This window comes from Actinophytocola algeriensis (assembly GCF_014203735.1).
Taxonomy (GTDB): Bacteria; Actinomycetota; Actinomycetes; order Mycobacteriales; family Pseudonocardiaceae; genus Actinophytocola; species Actinophytocola algeriensis.
In genome coordinates, this window is sequence record NZ_JACHJQ010000011.1 from 46,656 (window position 1) to 62,013 (window position 15,358).

The 15,358-nt window shown below is 70.6% G+C and carries 17 protein-coding genes; 11 read left to right on the forward strand and 6 right to left on the reverse strand.

Going from position 1 to position 15,358, the window contains the following annotated elements:
- Positions 1-18: 18 nt before the first annotated feature.
- Positions 19-735, reverse strand: coding sequence for a maleylpyruvate isomerase N-terminal domain-containing protein (locus tag FHR82_RS39615; RefSeq protein ID WP_184815800.1), 717 nt, complete (start codon positions 733-735; stop codon positions 19-21).
- A 34-nt stretch (positions 736-769) separates the two neighbouring features.
- On the opposite strand from FHR82_RS39615, the gene FHR82_RS39620 reads away from it, so the two are divergent.
- The gene (locus tag FHR82_RS39620) at positions 770-1,342 is read left to right on the forward strand and encodes a dihydrofolate reductase family protein (protein ID WP_184815801.1); all 573 of its coding nucleotides are present in this window, start codon (positions 770-772) and stop codon (positions 1,340-1,342) included.
- Between the two features lie 137 nt (positions 1,343-1,479).
- Here the strand turns inward: FHR82_RS39620 and FHR82_RS39625 are convergent, their stop codons facing one another.
- Positions 1,480-2,235 (reverse strand): MerR family transcriptional regulator, encoded by a 756-nt coding sequence (locus tag FHR82_RS39625; protein WP_184815802.1) that lies wholly within the window; start codon positions 2,233-2,235, stop codon positions 1,480-1,482.
- Between the two features lie 62 nt (positions 2,236-2,297).
- On the opposite strand from FHR82_RS39625, the gene FHR82_RS39630 reads away from it, so the two are divergent.
- Positions 2,298-3,128, forward strand: a complete 831-nt coding sequence (locus FHR82_RS39630) for an ADP-ribosylglycohydrolase family protein (protein ID WP_184815803.1) — start codon at positions 2,298-2,300, stop codon at positions 3,126-3,128.
- A 135-nt stretch (positions 3,129-3,263) separates the two neighbouring features.
- Here the strand turns inward: FHR82_RS39630 and FHR82_RS39635 are convergent, their stop codons facing one another.
- Complete coding sequence (locus FHR82_RS39635) at positions 3,264-4,061, reverse strand: class I SAM-dependent methyltransferase (RefSeq protein ID WP_184815804.1); 798 nt, start codon at positions 4,059-4,061, stop codon at positions 3,264-3,266.
- Positions 4,062-4,129: 68 nt separating this feature from the next.
- Entirely contained in the window at positions 4,130-4,645 is a 516-nt protein-coding gene (locus tag FHR82_RS39640) for a DUF2505 domain-containing protein (RefSeq protein ID WP_225944000.1), read from the reverse strand.
- On the opposite strand from FHR82_RS39640, the gene FHR82_RS39645 reads away from it, so the two are divergent.
- Positions 4,644-5,711: a UDP-N-acetylmuramate dehydrogenase gene (locus tag FHR82_RS39645; protein WP_184815805.1), complete on the forward strand. Its 1,068-nt coding sequence runs from the start codon at positions 4,644-4,646 to the stop codon at positions 5,709-5,711. The two genes, FHR82_RS39640 and FHR82_RS39645, sit on opposite strands and share 2 nt — an antisense overlap.
- Before the next feature lie 6 nt (positions 5,712-5,717).
- Here the strand turns inward: FHR82_RS39645 and FHR82_RS39650 are convergent, their stop codons facing one another.
- Positions 5,718-6,452, reverse strand: a complete 735-nt coding sequence (locus tag FHR82_RS39650; RefSeq protein WP_311771495.1) for an SDR family oxidoreductase — start codon at positions 6,450-6,452, stop codon at positions 5,718-5,720.
- A 136-nt stretch (positions 6,453-6,588) separates the two neighbouring features.
- Between FHR82_RS39650 and FHR82_RS39655 the strand changes: the two genes are divergently transcribed.
- The 5 genes from FHR82_RS39655 to FHR82_RS39675 all read left to right on the forward strand — a co-directional run bounded on the left by FHR82_RS39655 (position 6,589) and on the right by FHR82_RS39675 (position 11,687).
- Positions 6,589-7,761: a L,D-transpeptidase gene (locus tag FHR82_RS39655; RefSeq protein ID WP_311771496.1), complete on the forward strand. Its 1,173-nt coding sequence runs from the start codon at positions 6,589-6,591 to the stop codon at positions 7,759-7,761.
- Positions 7,762-8,580, forward strand: a complete 819-nt coding sequence (locus tag FHR82_RS39660) for an alpha/beta fold hydrolase (protein WP_184815807.1) — start codon at positions 7,762-7,764, stop codon at positions 8,578-8,580.
- Positions 8,581-8,631: 51 nt separating this feature from the next.
- Positions 8,632-9,912, forward strand: a complete 1,281-nt coding sequence (gene mshA, locus FHR82_RS39665; RefSeq protein WP_184816118.1) for a D-inositol-3-phosphate glycosyltransferase — start codon at positions 8,632-8,634, stop codon at positions 9,910-9,912.
- Positions 9,913-10,024: 112 nt separating this feature from the next.
- A complete protein-coding gene (locus tag FHR82_RS39670) occupies positions 10,025-10,528 on the forward strand; it encodes a type III secretion system chaperone family protein (protein ID WP_184815808.1) in 504 nt (167 codons plus the stop codon).
- A 397-nt stretch (positions 10,529-10,925) separates the two neighbouring features.
- The gene (locus FHR82_RS39675) at positions 10,926-11,687 is read left to right on the forward strand and encodes a phosphoglyceromutase (protein ID WP_225943999.1); all 762 of its coding nucleotides are present in this window, start codon (positions 10,926-10,928) and stop codon (positions 11,685-11,687) included.
- A gap of 106 nt (positions 11,688-11,793) precedes the next feature.
- Here FHR82_RS39675 and FHR82_RS39680 read toward each other — a convergent pair whose 3' ends face one another.
- Positions 11,794-12,426: a helix-turn-helix domain-containing protein gene (locus FHR82_RS39680; protein WP_184815809.1), complete on the reverse strand. Its 633-nt coding sequence runs from the start codon at positions 12,424-12,426 to the stop codon at positions 11,794-11,796.
- Positions 12,427-12,521: 95 nt separating this feature from the next.
- Between FHR82_RS39680 and FHR82_RS39685 the strand changes: the two genes are divergently transcribed.
- The 3 genes from FHR82_RS39685 to FHR82_RS39695 all read left to right on the forward strand — a co-directional run bounded on the left by FHR82_RS39685 (position 12,522) and on the right by FHR82_RS39695 (position 15,327).
- On the forward strand, positions 12,522-13,388 hold the full coding sequence (locus FHR82_RS39685; protein WP_184815810.1) for an oxidoreductase: 867 nt from the start codon (positions 12,522-12,524) through the stop codon (positions 13,386-13,388).
- Between the two features lie 107 nt (positions 13,389-13,495).
- Positions 13,496-14,644, forward strand: coding sequence for a sensor histidine kinase (locus tag FHR82_RS39690; RefSeq protein ID WP_184815811.1), 1,149 nt, complete (start codon positions 13,496-13,498; stop codon positions 14,642-14,644).
- Positions 14,641-15,327: a response regulator gene (locus tag FHR82_RS39695; RefSeq protein WP_184815812.1), complete on the forward strand. Its 687-nt coding sequence runs from the start codon at positions 14,641-14,643 to the stop codon at positions 15,325-15,327. The genes FHR82_RS39690 and FHR82_RS39695 overlap by 4 nt, the downstream gene beginning before the upstream one ends.
- Positions 15,328-15,358 lie beyond the last annotated feature (31 nt).

A 15,358-nucleotide genomic window follows, 5' to 3' on the forward strand; every position in this document is an offset into this window, starting at 1 on the left:
GTCCTCTCTGCGGTTGCGTCACGGTGTGCGCAGTGCTGCGACGAGAGCCGGGTCCCCGTTGACCAGAGCGGTGCTCGGCCGCTTCCAGAGCGCACGGTAGACCGCGTCCGCGGTGCCGACCAGCGACGCGTCGGTGTCGATGTCCGTGGCCTTGCCGATCCGTGGCTTGACCCCCTTGGTGAGGGTCACGAGCCACGCGCGGCCTGCGTCCGCGGCGTGCACGAGGACGGTGCCCGTGACGTCGGTGGGGAAGCGGGCGACCATGACGGTGAGTACCTCGTCGGCGCCGTCCGCGGCGAACCCGGGGTCGAACACGAGGTGCGGCACGTCGTCGCCGTACGCGGCGTGCTCGGCGTCGAGCCGGTGCACCGCGGTCTCGTGGGCCTGCCGCCGCGCCCAGAAGCTGGTGCCGGAGAAGTGCGCGAACGCCCACGCGCTCTGCCCCGGCCCGCGCAGAGCGAGCCCGGCGAGCATCGTGTCGACCGTGGTGTCCCAGAACGCGAGCAGCTCGTCCCAGTCCTCGGGCGGCCGCTCGGTTCTCGGCGCGTCACCGGCCGGGTCGGCGTCGAACGACAGCACGACCTGGGCCTGCACGCGTGCGATGTGCCGCACCAGCCGGTGCACAGTCCACCCGGGACACGTCGGCACCTCGGCGCCGGGACCGGCGGTCACCGCCGCCGCACGCAGCGCGGCCGCCTGCTTCCGTGTTTCTTCGAGGTATTCGGCGAACTCCACGGGGAAACCCTAGTGCTCGGTACAGTGTCCCGTCGTGCGCAAACTCGTGTATTTCGTCGCGTCCACCATCGACGGCTTCGTAGCGGGCCCCGACGGCGCGGACCCCAGCGGCTTCTGGCCGATGTCGCAGGACTACATCCGGTACCTGAGCGAGAACTACCCGGAGACGTTGCCTGGACCGGCCCGCGAGGCCCTGGGAGTCACGGCGGAAGGCACGACGTTCGACACGGTGCTCGAGGGCCGCAACAGCTACGAGATCGGCGTCAAGGCCGGGGTCGCGGACGCCTTCCCGCACCTGCGGCACCTCGTGTTCTCCCGCACGCTGGGTGAGAACGAGCACGTCGAGGTCGTCGCGACGGACCCGGTGGACACGGTCCGGGCCATGAAAGCGGAGCCGGGCAAGGACATCTGGCTGATCGGCGGCGCCACGCTCGCGGGCGCCCTGTACGGGGAGATCGACCGGATGGTCGTGAAGCTGGGCCCGCTCACCATGGGCGCGGGAATCCCGTTCACCAAGGCCGACTTCGGACTGCGGCTGTGGCAGCTGACACACCACCACGTGCTCGAGTCGGGCGCCCTGTTCCTGACCTACGACCGCGCGGAGTGACCCGGAGGCGGTGTCGCCGGTGATGCCCTGAAAGACGCTTTCGGGGTGTTGAGCGTCCTGACAGCTTCTTTCGAGACGCCGGCCGGCTTCATGGTGAGCTGCCCGCGGTGCAGCCCACCGTGATCGTGCCGTGCCTGCTACAGCCGCGCCTGCGCGTACACGGCCATGGCCGTGCGCAGGAACTCCGCCAGCCTCGGGTCCGTCTTGTCGAAGTTCGCGCGGAACCTCGGGTCGTCGGCGTACACGTCGCCGAGACCGGTGTAGGACTCGCGGTTCGGCGTCCAGTGGCCGGACGACAGCCAGCGGTAGTGGCCGTCGAGCATGTCCAGCACCTCGGCGTCACCCGGCTCGTGGCCCGCGTCGATCAGGGCGATCAGCGCGTCGAGCTGCGCGGCCCACTTCTTGCCTTCGGACTTCCACCACTCCGCCGACTTGCCCTTGACGTGCGCGTTCGCGGCGTCCACCTGCTCGGCGCCCCACCGCTGCCGCGCCTCCTCCTGCAGTTCCTCCTGCTTCGCGGAGTCGAACCCCTCGAACCAGTGATCCATCGATGTCACGTTCTCACCTCCTTCCAGCTCCTCGATCGTCCGCGTGACCGTCCGCGCGAGCCGCGCGTAGCGGTCCCGCTCGGCCTGCAGCCACCCCCGGTGCATCTTCAGCACCTCGACCGGGTCGCGTCCCTGCTGGACGATCTCCTTGATCGCGTCCAGCCCGACGCCCAGCTCCCGCATCACGAGAATCTGCTGCAGCCGCAGCAGTTGTTCCTTCTCGTAGTAGCGGTAGCCGTTGCCGCCGACCCACGCCGGCGGCAGCAACCCGATCTCGTCGTAGTGCCGCAGCGTCCGGGACGTCACCTTCGACATCTTCGCGACCTGCGCGATCGACCACGCCATGGGAACGACGATAGAAGTTGACGCAACGTCAAAGTCAAGCGCGCATGTGGTAGAAGCACGCCGTGCGCGACAACGCTTACGCCAGCCTGGTGGGCACCGCCGTCGGCGACGCCCTCGGCGATGGCCTCTACCTCCGGGACAACGCGATCAACCGCCGGCTGCCCACCGCCCCGTGGCGCTGGACGGACGACACGGAGATGGCCTGCTCGGTGCTCCACGTGCTCCGCGGGCACGGCCACGTCGACCCGGACGCGCTGGCGACGAGCTTCGTCGCGCACTACGACGTCGACCGCGGCTACGGCACCGGCATCGACGTGATGATGCGCGACGTCCAGCGCGGCGGGGACCTGCGCGCGCTGGCGACCCGCACCTTCGGCGGCACCGGTTCGTGGGGCAACGGCGCGGCCATGCGCGTCGCCCCGCTCGGCGCGTGGTTCGCGGGCGACCCGGCCCGCGCGGCGGCGGAGGCGGCGGTGGCCGCGGCGGTCACGCACACGCACCCGGAGGGCATCGCGGGCGCGGTGGCGATCGCGGTCGCCGCGGCGGCACCCGCCGAGCACATGTTCGCCGAGGTCCTGCGGCACACGGCGCCGGGCGAGGTGCGGTCCGGGATCGAGAAGGCCGCCGCGCTCCGGGCCACTCCCGAGGAGGCCGCGCGCGAGCTGGGCACGGGCGGCCGGGTGAGCGCCCCGGACACGGTGCCGCTCGCGCTGTGGGTGATCGCCCGCCACCCGGACGACTACGAGGAGGCCGTGTGGGAGGTCGCCGCACTGGCCGAGGATGTCGACACCCTGTGCGCGATCGTCGGCGGCGTCATCGCGGCCCGGGTCGGGCAGGAGGGCATCCCGGCGCTGTGGCGGCAGTCCGTGGAGCCGCTACCCGGCTGGGTCTGACCGTCCTGCTGGGTCTGACCGCCTAGTGCTGTCCACTTTCGTTGGCTGGGTTGGGTCGTCCTCGCCGGACGGGCGTGCCGTGAAAGGCGCTTTCAGGGCACTGGGCGACCTCAACGCGCCTTTCACGGCAAAACACTAGGTGGGGGTCACCGCGGCCCAGTCCACCGTCACTTCGCCGAGGCGCCAGCGCTTGCGGCGGTCGCGCACGGGCCACTCCCGCGCCAGCAACGCCACCGCCTCCGTCCACCGCGCCCGGGGACCGAAGTTCGCGAACGGCGCCGCCCGCGCCCAGCAGTGGTCCAGCGCGACGAACAACGCGTGCACCCGTTCACCGGGCACGTTGCGGTGGATCAACGCCTTCGGCAGCCGCTCCGCCAGGTCGGACGGCTGCTCCAGGTCACCCGGCAGGCAGGCCAGCGTCAGCGTGCGCGGGCCGTCGGCGTCGAGCGTGATCCAGCAGCAGCGGCGTCCCAGCTCGTCACACGTGCCCTCGACGACCAGCCCACCGGGTGCGAGCCGCTCGCACATGGCGGACCAGGCGGCCGCGACCTCGGCCTCCTCGTACTGCCGCAGCACGTTGAAGGCCCGCACCAGCACCGGCCGCGTGCCTGCCAGCTCGAACCCGCCCCGCCGGAACTCCAGTCGTGGCGGGTCGGCGGCGGGCGTGGCGGCCGCGACCCGCTCGGGGTCGATCTCCAGCCCCAGCACCCGGACGTCCGCGCGGACGGTCGCCAGCCTGCGTGCCAGCTCGACGGTCGTCACCGGCGTGGCGCCGTACCCGAGGTCGACCACCAGCGGGTCCGCCGCGTCCAGCAGCGTGTCCCGGACCCACCGCGTGCCCGCCACCCAGCGGTCGGTGCGCCGCAGCCGGTTGGGGTTGGTGGTACCGCGGGTCGGGGCGCCGAGCGGCTTCGCGGAGCGAACAGTGGGCACGGTCGCGGAGCTTGCGGAGCGCGCTTTGGGCACGGTCGCGGAGCTTGCGGAGCGCGCTTTGGGCACGGTCAGGCGCGCTCGGCCAGCCACTTCTCGGCGTACTCCGCTTCGGCGGCGAGCAGCTTCGTGACCTGCTCGGCGACCACCTTCTCGATCTTGCCGCCGATCAGCGGGATGCCCACCTTCACCTCGGCGCTGATCACCAGCTCCGTGCCGCTGCCGCGCCCGGTCAGCCGCCCGCGCGAGGTGATGTGCGCCGGCACGCCGTTGATGGTCGCCTTGCCCGCCGTCTCGAGCCCGTGCCAGCGTTCCTCCCGCTCCACCACGAGGTCGCCGTTCAGGATGGACTTCACGGCGCCGGGCAGCTTGCTCGCGTCGACGCCCTGGCGGAGGCGGTAGGCGGCGTTGTCGCCCTCGATCCTATGGTCGAGCAGCGCGGCGCCCTTGCCACCGATGTCGCGCAGGCGCGCGATGAGGAAGGCCTCGTCCACCAGGGTCAAGAAGACGTCGTCGGCAGGCGCGGCGAAGGTGGCGCGGTGCTCGAAGCGGCTGGGCATGAACGGCAGGTTACCGTTGGAGCCCATGACCAGCCTCCCCCTCGCCGCCGTGCCGCTGTCGGGCTACACGACGCTGCGCGTCGGCGGCCCCGCAACCCGGTTCGTGTCGGCCGAGTCGGCGGAAGAGGTGGTCGCCGCGGTGCGCACGGCCGAGGACCGCCTGCTCGTCCTGGGCGGTGGCTCCAACCTGGTGATCTCCGACGACGGTTTCGACGGGACGGTCGTCCGGGTCGCCAACACCGGCAGCAAGATCGACTCCCTCGGCGACGGCCGGGTGGCGCTCACGGTCGAGGCGGGCGAGGACTGGGACGCGGTCGTGTGCCGCACCGTCGAGGCGGGACTCGGCGGCCTGGAGTGCCTGAGCGGCATCCCGGGCTCGGTCGGTGCGACGCCGGTGCAGAACGTCGGCGCGTACGGCGTGGAGATCGCGCAGCTGCTGATCTCGGTGGACCTGCTGGACCGCGCCTCGGGTGAGATCCGCACCCTGACCGCCGCCGAGCTGGGCCTCGGCTACCGCACGAGCATGCTGAAGAACACCGAACGCGCCGTGGTGCTGCGTGTCCGCTTCGAACTGGCGGACGGCGGCCTGTCCGCCCCCATCCGCTATACGGAACTGGCCAGGGTCCTCGGCGTGCGCCAGGGCCGCCAGGTCCCGGCGGCGGACGCCCGCGCGGCGGTGCTGGAACTCCGCCGAGGCAAGGGCATGGTCCTGGACCAGGACGACCACGACACGTGGAGCGTCGGCTCGTTCTTCACGAACCCGGTGGTGGCCGACGGCGAGCTGCCCGGCGTGCTGTCCCGCATCGCGTCGGCGGTCGGCGCGGACACCCCGGTGCCGCAGTACCCGGCGGGCGTCGGCACGTCCAAGCTGTCCGCGGCCTGGCTGATCGAACGCGCGGGCTTCGCGAAGGGCTACCCGGGCTCGTCGAACCCGGTGACGCTGTCGACCAAACACACCCTGGCCCTGACCAACCGGGGCGAGGCGAAGGCCGCCGACGTGGTCGCCCTGGCAAGGGAGATCCGCGACGGCGTCGCCGCCCGCTTCGGTGTGACGCTCCACCCGGAACCGGTGCTGGTGGACTGCGCGCTCTAGCCGTACCTAGCCGCGGAACGCACGCGTCGCCGACGCCTGTGCCCGTGGCTTCATGACGATCTGGTCCAGGTTCACGTGCGCGGGCCGGGTCACCGCGAACGTGACCACCTCCGCCACGTCGTCCGCGGTCAGCGGCTCGATCCCCTCGTACACCGACGATGCCCGTGCCGCGTCGCCGTCGAACCGGACCAGCGAGAACTCCGTCTCCACCATCCCCGGCAGCACCTCGGTGACCCGCACCGGCTGCCCGAGCAGCTCCCCGCGCAACGTCCGGTGCAGCGCCGACTGCGCGTGCTTGGCACTCGTGTAGCCGGCCCCGTTGTCGTAGACCTCGGTCGCCGCGATCGACGTGATGGTCACGATGTGGCCGTCGCCCGAGTCGATCAGGCCGGGCAGGAAAGCCTTGGTCAGCCGCAGTGTGCCGAGGACGTTCGTCTCCCACATCCACCGCCAGTGGTCCTCGTCCGACTCGGCGACCGGGGCCAGGCCGAGCGCACCACCGGCGTTGTTCACCAGCACCCGGCACGGACCCGCCGCCGCGACGAACGATTCGACAGACGAGGGATCCGTCACATCGAGGGATAGCGGGACGCCGCCGATGGAATCCGCCAGTTCGGTCAACCGATCGAGCCGCCGGGCACCGAGAACCACCCGAAATCCGGCATCGGCCAGGTGACGGGCGGTGGCGGCGCCGATGCCCGAACTGGCGCCGGTAACAATCGCTGTGCCGAGGTTGTTCACGTGAACGATCCTGCACACGCGGGTGACCCGGTTGGCGGGAGGGTGTCGTGACGACTGTCACACTCGCGCCCGCGCACCAGGACGGCGCTGGGGCGTCATACACATGAGGGACTCGAGCCAGGCGGAGGTTTTGGACGTGAGATCCGGACGGCGGCTTCTCGGCACGGTCGCGACGCTGGTCGCCGCGATCGCATTGCTCGCATCGTGCACGTCGGACGACGGCGGTGGCAGCGGCGGGCCGTTCGAGAAAGAGAAGAAGGCACCCGCCGCCAAGCTCGCGTTCGCGCCGGAGATCGGTGCCGTCGACGTCGCGCCGACCACACCGGTCAAGATCACCGTCACCGACGGCGAGCTGACCGAGGCGACGGTCACCAACCCGGAGGGCGCACCGGTCACCGGGCAGCTCGCCCCGGACAAGAAGAGCTGGACCAGCGGCGAGGTCCTCGGCTACGCCAAGGCGTACACGTACACGGTGAAGGCGGAGAATGCCGACGGCCGGGTGACCGAGAAGACCGGCACCTTCAACACGCTCGCGCCGGCCGCGACGCCGCGCGCCACGATCAACCCCGGCGACAACGCGACGGTCGGCGTCGGCATGCCGGTCAGCGTCAAGTTCCCGGAGGGGCCGCCGGAGGACAAGGCCGCGGTCGAGAAGGCGCTGACCGTGGAGACCTCCCAGCCCGTCGAGGGCTCGTGGGCGTGGATCAGCGACAGCCAGGTCGACTGGCGCCCCAAGGAGTACTGGCCGGCGAACACGCAGGTGACGGTGAACGCGAAGCTGTACGGCGTGGCCTACGGCGGCGGCGCGTACGGCAAGGCCGACCTGTCGACGCAGTTCACCATCGGCCGCAACCAGGTCGTGAAGATCAACACGCCGGACCACGTGATGAACGTCTACCGCGACGGACAGCTGTTCGCGAGCTACCCGTCGAGCAACGGCGACGACAACGACCCGAACCTGAACACGCCGAACGGCACGGTCATCGTCATGGCGAAGGAGGAGGTCGGCGACTTCTCCAACCCGCGCTACGGGTACACGAACGTGATGAAGAAGTGGGCCGTCCGCATCTCCAACCACGGCGAGTTCATCCACGAGAACAACGACAACGCCGCCAACATCGGCAAGAAGAACAGCTCGCACGGCTGCGTCAACCTGCTCGAGGCCGACGCGAAGGCGTACTTCGACAGCGCGCTGATCGGCGACCCGGTGGAGATCACCGGCTCGAAGGCCGACTTCCCGACCACCTCCGACGTGTTCGACTGGCTGCTCTCGTGGGAGCAGTGGCAGTCGATGTCGGCGCTGAACTGAATGGCAGGCGTCACCACCGGGGGCGGCACCCGCATCGCCTTCCGCACCGCGGGTGATCCACAGGGGCCGCCCATCGTGTTCGTCCACGGCTGGGCGGCGTCCAGCGCGGCGTGGGCCGGGCAGCTGAGTGATCATTCTCTCAGTGCGCACCGGCTCGTCGCCGTCGACCTGCGCGGGCACGGCGCGTCCGACATCGCCGCCGACGGCTACGACGACCCGGCCGTGTGGGCGGGCGACCTCGCGGCCGTCCTCGACCATCTCGGCAGGCCGGCGGTGCTCGTCGGCTGGTCCTACGGCGGCCTCGTGGTCACCGACTACCTGCGGGAACGCGGTACGGCCGGGGTCGCAGGCGTCGTGTACGTCGGCGCGCTCACCGAGATGGGCCGCGACCGGCCCGGCGGCGCGGTCGGCTCGGCGTGGGACGGGATCATGCGGCCCGCGCTGTCCGAGGACCCCCGCGAGGCGATCCCGGCGCTGACCACGCTCGCCGAGCGGATGACCGCGGCGCCGCTGCCGGGTCCCGACCTCCAGCGGCACGTCGGGGACATGCTCCGCGTGCCACCGCGCGTCAGGAAAGCGCTGTTCCGGCGGGATGTCGGCAGCGCGGAGGTGCTCGCGGCGATCGACGTGCCCGTGCTGATCGCGCACGGCACGGCCGACACGGTCGTCGCCCCGGCGAGCGCGGAGTACGCGGCCGGGAAGATTTCAACCGCCATCGTGCGTTGGTTCGAAGAAGTGGGACACATGCCGTTCGTGGAACGCCGTGCGGAGTTCAACGCGGCCCTGGTCGATTTCGCGGGGCCGGTCGCCAACCACTAGTCGGGAGTGGATGTGACGGTCGATCAGGATTCCGTGGGGTCCCTGCTGCGCATGCGGCGGCTGCCACGCAGGGTGGCGGTCCTGTCACTGCACACCTCGCCGCTCGAACAGCCGGGCACCGGCGACGCGGGCGGCATGAACGTCTACATCACCCAGACCGCTACCCACATGGCGCGACGCGGCATCGCAGTCGAGGTCTTCACCCGCGCCACGTCCTCGGACCTGCCACCGGTCGCGGAGCTGGCGCCGGGAGTGCTGGTCAGGCACGTCACCGCGGGCCCGTACGAGGGCCTCGGCAAGGACGAGCTGCCTGCTCAGCTGTGCTCGTTCACCGCCGGTGTCCTGCGTGCCGAGGCGCGGCACGAGCCCGGCTACTACGACCTCGTGCACTCGCACTACTGGCTGTCCGGCCAGGTCGGCTACCTGGTGCGGGACCGCTGGGGCGTGCCGCTCGTGCACTCCGCGCACACGCTCGCGAAGGTCAAGAACGCCGCGCTCGCCGACGGCGACGTACCGGAGCCGCGCACCCGTGAGATCGGTGAGCAGCAGGTCGTCGACGAGGCGGACCAGCTGATCGCCAACACCGACGTCGAAGCCGCGCAGCTCGCCGACCTCTACGACGCCGCGCCCGCGAAGGTGCACACGGTCGCGCCGGGCGTCGACCTCGACCTGTTCCGGCCGGGTGACCAGGCAGCGGCCCGTGCCGCCCTCGGCATCGCGCCGGACGCCACGGTGCTCGCGTTCGTCGGCCGCATCCAGCCGCTCAAGGCGCCGGACGTGCTGCTGCGCGCGGCCGCCGAGCTGCTCGCGAGTGGCGCGGTGGCGCGGGAGAAGCTCGTGGTCGTGGTCGTGGGCGGGCCGTCGGGGTCCGGGCTCGAGGCGCCGACCGCGCTGCAGGAGCTGGCCGCGACGCTGGGCATCGCGGACGTGGTGCGGTTCCTGCCACCACGCAGGGGTGGCGCGCTGCGGGACGTGTACCGGGCCGCCGACGTGGTCGCGGTGCCGAGCCACAACGAGTCGTTCGGGCTGGTCGCGCTGGAGGCGCAGGCCTGTGGCACGCCGGTCGTCGCGGCCGCGGTCGGCGGGTTGCCGGTCGCGGTGCGCAACTCCGTGTCGGGGCTGCTCGTGCCCGGTCACCGCGCGGGCACGTGGGCGTCGGCGCTGGCACGCGTGGCACTGCGGCCGAACGTGCGGGCCCGGCTGTCGGCGGGCGCCGTCGAGCACGCGGCCCGGTTCTCGTGGGACCGTACGACTGACGCGCTGGTCTCGGGGTACGCCGACGCCGCGACCGCGTTCCGGCGCGCGCTCTTCGAGACGGAGGTGGCGGTATGAACGGAGCTTGCGGAGTGAACCGTCTCGTTGACGGAGCTTGCGGAGTGAACCGTCTCGTTGACGGAGCTTGCGGAGTGAACCGTCTCGTTGACGGAGCTTGCGGAGTGAACCGATGCCGTTGACGGACCTGAACCAGGTCATCGAGGACACGCTGGCCGAGCGGGAGCTGAAGTACCAGAGCCCCGCGGCCGGGCGGTACTTCGTGACGTTGCCCGGCACCAAGAAGCTGCAGACCAACGTGTGGCTGCGGGTGAACCCGCACGCGCTGGTGCTCGAGGCGTTCGTGTGCAGGCGGCCGGACGAGGCGTTCGAGGACGTGTACCGGTTCATGCTGCGGCGCAACGCGAAGCTCTACGGGGTCGCGTACACGATCGACCAGCTCGGCGACATCTACCTGGTGGGGCGCGTCTCGCACGGGTCGGTGACACCGGACGAGCTGGACCGGCTGCTCGGGCAGGTACTGGAAGCGGCCGACGGCGACTTCAACACACTGCTGGAGATCGGCTTCGCGTCATCGATCCAGCGGGAGTACGAGTGGCGTGTATCACGCGGCGAGTCACTCGCGAACCTCAAGGCCTTCGAGCACATGCTCACGCCGTCGAGCCCGCAGGTTTGATTTTGTATGCAGGTTCGCGCGGCGGCTCGGGCGAGGGGGGAGTCGCGATCCCGAGCCGCCGCGCGTTAGGTCCCGCCGCGTCGGAGCCCTGAGCGGGGGGCACCCATGGGAATCCGGGCGGGGTACGGCTCGGCAGGGGAGACGAGCCGTACTGCTGCCCTTTCGGATCAGGGAGTGCGTGGGAGCTGATCCGCAAGGGCGGTGTCAACCTGTCAGAAGTCGGGCGGTTACACAAGGCCACTGGTCGCGGCGCGACGGGGTAATTGCGTTCCGTAGGTAACAATCTGATCACGACCCTTACGTTAATTCTCGACGCAGGGTTGATCGGAGCACTCAGGTTGGCCCGAACGGGTGGCCCGGACCGTGTTGTTCACAAATCTCTGGCAGGCTGCTCGGCATGTCTGGATCGATGCACGACTCCTCGGTCGGAACGCTGATTCTGCTCCGCCACGGCGAGAGCCTCTGGAATGCGGAGAACCTGTTCACCGGCTGGGTGGACGTGGCGCTGTCGGAGAAGGGCAAGGGCGAGGCGGAACGCGGCGGACAGCTGCTGCGTGAAGCGGACCTGCTGCCGGACGTGGTCCACACCTCCGTGCTGCGCAGGGCCATCGCGACGGCGAACATCGCGCTGGACGTGGCGGACCGCCACTGGATCCCGGTGAAGCGCGACTGGCGTCTCAACGAGCGCCACTACGGCGCGCTGCAGGGCAAGAACAAGAAGCAGACCCTGGAGGAGTTCGGCGAGGAGCAGTTCATGCTCTGGCGCCGGTCCTACGACACGCCGCCGCCGCCGATCGAGCTCGGCTCGGAGTTCTCCCAGGACGGCGACGCCCGGTACGCCGGTATCGACGCGCCTCGTACGGAATGCCTGAAAGACGTCGTCGCCAGGATGCTCCCGTACTGGGAGGCGGAGATCGTCCCGGACCTGCGTGCCGGCAAAACCGTCCTGCTGGCCGCCCACGGGAACTCGCTGCGCGCACTGGTGAAGTACCTGGACCGCGTTTCCGACGACGCGATCGCGGGGCTCAACATCCCGACGGGCATTCCGCTGCGCTACGACCTGAACGACGCGTTGGAGCCGCTGAAGCCGGGCGGCACGTACCTGGACCCGGCCGCGGCAGAGGCGGCCGCGGCGGCGGTGGCCAACCAGGGTCGCTGACCTCGCAGCCGAGTAGCGCTGCCCTGAAAGACGCTTTCGGGACGCTCAACGCCCCGAAAGCGTCTTTCGGGACACCGGCACACCCGGCACGCCGCTTCCGCAGCGGTCAGATCAGACCCAGTTCGTGAGCCCGGATGCCTGCCTGGAAGCGCGACTCCGCACCCAGCGCCGTCATCAACTCCGCGACCCGCCGCCGGTAGGTCCGCACCCCGAGGCCCAGCGTCCTGGCCGCCGTCTCGTCCTTGCACCCGGACGCCAGCAGCTCCAGCACCCGGGGCGCGAGCGACGTCAGATCCGCGTGCTGCGCGTCGTACACCGCCAGCTCGGTCCCCGACCGCCACGCCGCGTCGAACAGCGACTGGACGTTCTGCACCACAGCCGCCTCGGTCACCACGCTGTAGCTGCGCAGCCCGTCGCTGAGATCACCGGCCAGGATCGCGAACCGCCGGTCGATGATGATCGTCTCGTTGATGTCGTCGCCGGTGACGCGGACCTGGGCGCCATGTGCCGCGACCGTGCGCACGTGCTGCGCGCCGGACGGGTTGAGCAGCATCGCGGGCTGGTACAGCTTTCGCACCTTCGGCCGCGTCTCCTGGACGAGCCCGTGGTGCGTGTGCCTGCTCACCGCGAACGTGTTCAGGTCCCGCGCGGCACACGTCACCTCGCTGGCCGTCGCGAACAGGTGGGCCGTGCGCGCGAACAGCTCCTCCTCGCCACGGACCGTCGTCACCGCACTCATACCTCCGAGTCTCCCCGAAGCGCACCCCGGCTGGCGAGGTCGGCAAGAAGTTGCCATTCCGAGCGGCGGGCACACGCCGTGGACAGGGTGGAGCCATGACATCGATCAACGCGAACGCCGCAGGCACGTGGCAGCTGGGCGACCGGACCGTCAACCGCATGGGCTTCGGCGCCATGCGGCTCCCCATGACCTCCGACGGCGGGCCCCGCGACCGCGAACAGTCCATCGCGGTCCTCCGCAGGGCCGTCGAACTGGGTGTCAACCACATCGACACCGCCGCGTTCTACTTCCTCGGCGGCCTGTCGAGCAACGAGCTGATCCACTCCGCGCTCGCGCCCTACCCGGACGATCTCGTGATCACCACCAAGGTCGGCCCCGGCCGGGACGAGGCGGGCAACTTCCTGCACGTCAGCGACAAGGACGCCCTGCGCGGACAGGTCGAGCAGAACCTCCGCGAGCTCGGGCTCGACCACCTCGAGGTCGTCAACTTCCGCATCGGACAGTCGCTGGAGCGCGGCGAGGGCTCCCTGGCGGAGGGTTTCGGCGCGCTCGCCGAGCTCCAGCAGGAAGGTCTCATTCGGCACCTCGGCATCTCCAACGTCGACGCCGGCCACCTCAAGGAGGCGATGGACATCGCCGAGGTCGTGTGCGTCCAAAACCAGTACGGACTCACCACGCGCCGCGAGGACGACGCCCTGCTGGACCTCTGCGCCGAGCACGGCGTCGCGTTCGTGCCGTTCTTCGCCATCGCCGCGGGCGGCGAACAGCAGGTCGTGAGTGAGCTCGCGCAGGCGCACGGCGTCAGCGAAGCGCAGGTCAGGCTCGCGTGGACCCTCCACAAGGGACCGCACGTGCTCGCCATCCCCGGCACCGGCGACCCGGCCCACCTCGAGGAGAACATCGCCGCCGCCGGAGTGCGGCTGACCGAGGACGAGCTGACCCGTTTGGACACGATCGGGTGAACTTGGGCTTGCGCACGGACGAACAACGCCGATTTAGGTGTCGGGACAATCACCTATGCCCGTGCCGGACTGGTCCACACCACCCCTGACCTGCTTACGATTCGCTCGTGACCGACGTGGTCTGGATCGTCCTGACAGCCGGTGCGCTGCTCCTCGGCCTTGTCGCGGGTGCGGCGATCACCAGAGCGAGACATCGGTCGGCGGCGCAGCCTCCGGCCGGCCCGACCATTTCCGTTCTCCTCCAGCGCCTCGTGCACTCCTCGCACAACGCGGTCGTCATCCTCAACGAGTTCGGCGACGTCGTGCAGCACAACCCGCGTGCCGAGGAGCTGGGCGTGGTCCGCAACCGGCGGGTCGACACCCACACCAAGAAGGCCGCCGAACTCGCCAAGGAGACCGGTGAGCCGGTCGAGATCGAGCTGCGCCCGCAGGAACGCTCCTTCGGGCGCGGCCCGGAGGCCGTCCGCGGCGAGATCCGTCCACTCGGCGACGGGTTCCTCGCCGTGGACGCGGCCGACGAGTCCGACGCGGTCCGCCTGGAGGCCACCCGCCGCGACTTCGTCGCCAACGTCAGCCACGAGCTGAAGACCCCGGTCGGCGCCATGGCCCTGCTGGCCGAGGCCGTGCTGGACTCGGCGGACGACCCCGAGTCGGTCCGCCGGTTCACCGGCAAGATCCTCCACGAGGCCACCCGCCTCGGCACGCTCGTCACCGAGCTGATCGCGTTGTCCCGCCTGCAGGGCGCCGAGCGGCTGCCCGACATGAACGCCGTCGAGATCGACGCGGTCGTGCGGGACGCGCTGGGCCGCGCGAAGCTCTCCGCGGAGAACACCGGCATCGACATCGCGACCGACGCCGAGAGCTGCCTGCTCGTCGAGGGTGACCGGACACTGCTGGTCACCGCTCTGGCCAACCTCCTGGAGAACGCCGTCGCCTACTCCACCCCGGGCAGCCCGGTCTCGATCAGCCGCCGCCGCGTCGGCGAGTTCGTCGAGATCGCGGTCACCGACCGCGGCATGGGCATCCCGGAGGAGGAACAGCAGCGCGTGTTCGAGCGCTTCTACCGCCTGGACAAGGCACGTTCCCGCGCCACCGGTGGCACCGGCCTCGGGCTCGCCATCGTCAAGCACGTCGCCGCCAACCACGGCGGCGAGGTCAGGCTGTGGAGCCGGCCGGGCACCGGCTCCACGTTCACGCTGCGCATACCGGCCCACCCCAACTCCGCACACAGCGTCAACTCAGGAGGAAAGCCGTGACCAGGGTGCTGATCGTGGAGGACGAGGAATCGTTCGCCGACCCGCTCGCCTTCCTGCTGCGCAAGGAAGGGTTCACGGCCGCCGTGGCGAGCACCGGCCAGCAGGCGCTCGAGGAGTTCGACCGCAACGGCGCCGACATCGTCCTGCTCGACCTGATGCTGCCCGGGATGAGCGGCACGGACGTGTGCAAGGCGCTGCGGCAGCGCTCCACCGTGCCGGTGATCATGGTGACCGCGCGCGACAGCGAGATCGACAAGGTCGTCGGCCTGGAGATCGGCGCGGACGACTATGTGACCAAGCCGTACTCGGCGCGCGAGCTGATCGCGCGGGTGCGGGCCGTGCTGCGCCGCGGCGGCGAGTCGCCGGACGGCGAGCTGCTGCCGCAGGTGCTCGCGGCCGGCCCGGTTCGGATGGACGTCGAGCGGCACGTGGTGACCGTCGACGGGACCGAGGTCCCGCTCCCGCTGAAGGAGTTCGACCTGCTGGAGTACCTTCTCCGCAACGTCGGGCGGGTGCTCACGCGCGGTCAGCTGATCGACCGGGTGTGGGGCGCGGACTACGTCGGCGACACGAAGACGCTCGACGTCCACGTCAAGCGGCTGCGGTCCAAGATCGAACCGGACCCGGCCTCGCCGAGGCACCTCGTCACCGTCCGTGGCCTCGGGTACAAGTTCGAATCGTGAAGCGGAAACTTCTGGGGAGCGACCCCCAGAC

Excerpts from the sequence above, each read along its gene's own strand:
- FHR82_RS39625 (WP_184815802.1), bottom strand. The coding sequence starts at position 2,235 with ATGGCGTGGTCGATCGCGCAGGTCGCGAAGATGTCGAAGGTGACGTCC.
- FHR82_RS39645 (WP_184815805.1), top strand. The coding sequence starts at position 4,644 with ATGACCAGCCTCCCCCTCGCCGCCGTGCCGCTGTCGGGCTACACGACG.
- FHR82_RS39640 (WP_225944000.1), bottom strand. The coding sequence starts at position 4,645 with ATGGGCTCCAACGGTAACCTGCCGTTCATGCCCAGCCGCTTCGAGCAC.
- FHR82_RS39660 (WP_184815807.1), top strand. The coding sequence starts at position 7,762 with ATGGCAGGCGTCACCACCGGGGGCGGCACCCGCATCGCCTTCCGCACC.
- mshA (WP_184816118.1), top strand. The coding sequence starts at position 8,632 with ATGCGGCGGCTGCCACGCAGGGTGGCGGTCCTGTCACTGCACACCTCG.
- FHR82_RS39670 (WP_184815808.1), top strand. The coding sequence starts at position 10,025 with ATGCCGTTGACGGACCTGAACCAGGTCATCGAGGACACGCTGGCCGAG.
- FHR82_RS39675 (WP_225943999.1), top strand. The coding sequence starts at position 10,926 with ATGTCTGGATCGATGCACGACTCCTCGGTCGGAACGCTGATTCTGCTC.
- FHR82_RS39680 (WP_184815809.1), bottom strand. The coding sequence starts at position 12,426 with ATGAGTGCGGTGACGACGGTCCGTGGCGAGGAGGAGCTGTTCGCGCGC.
- FHR82_RS39685 (WP_184815810.1), top strand. The coding sequence starts at position 12,522 with ATGACATCGATCAACGCGAACGCCGCAGGCACGTGGCAGCTGGGCGAC.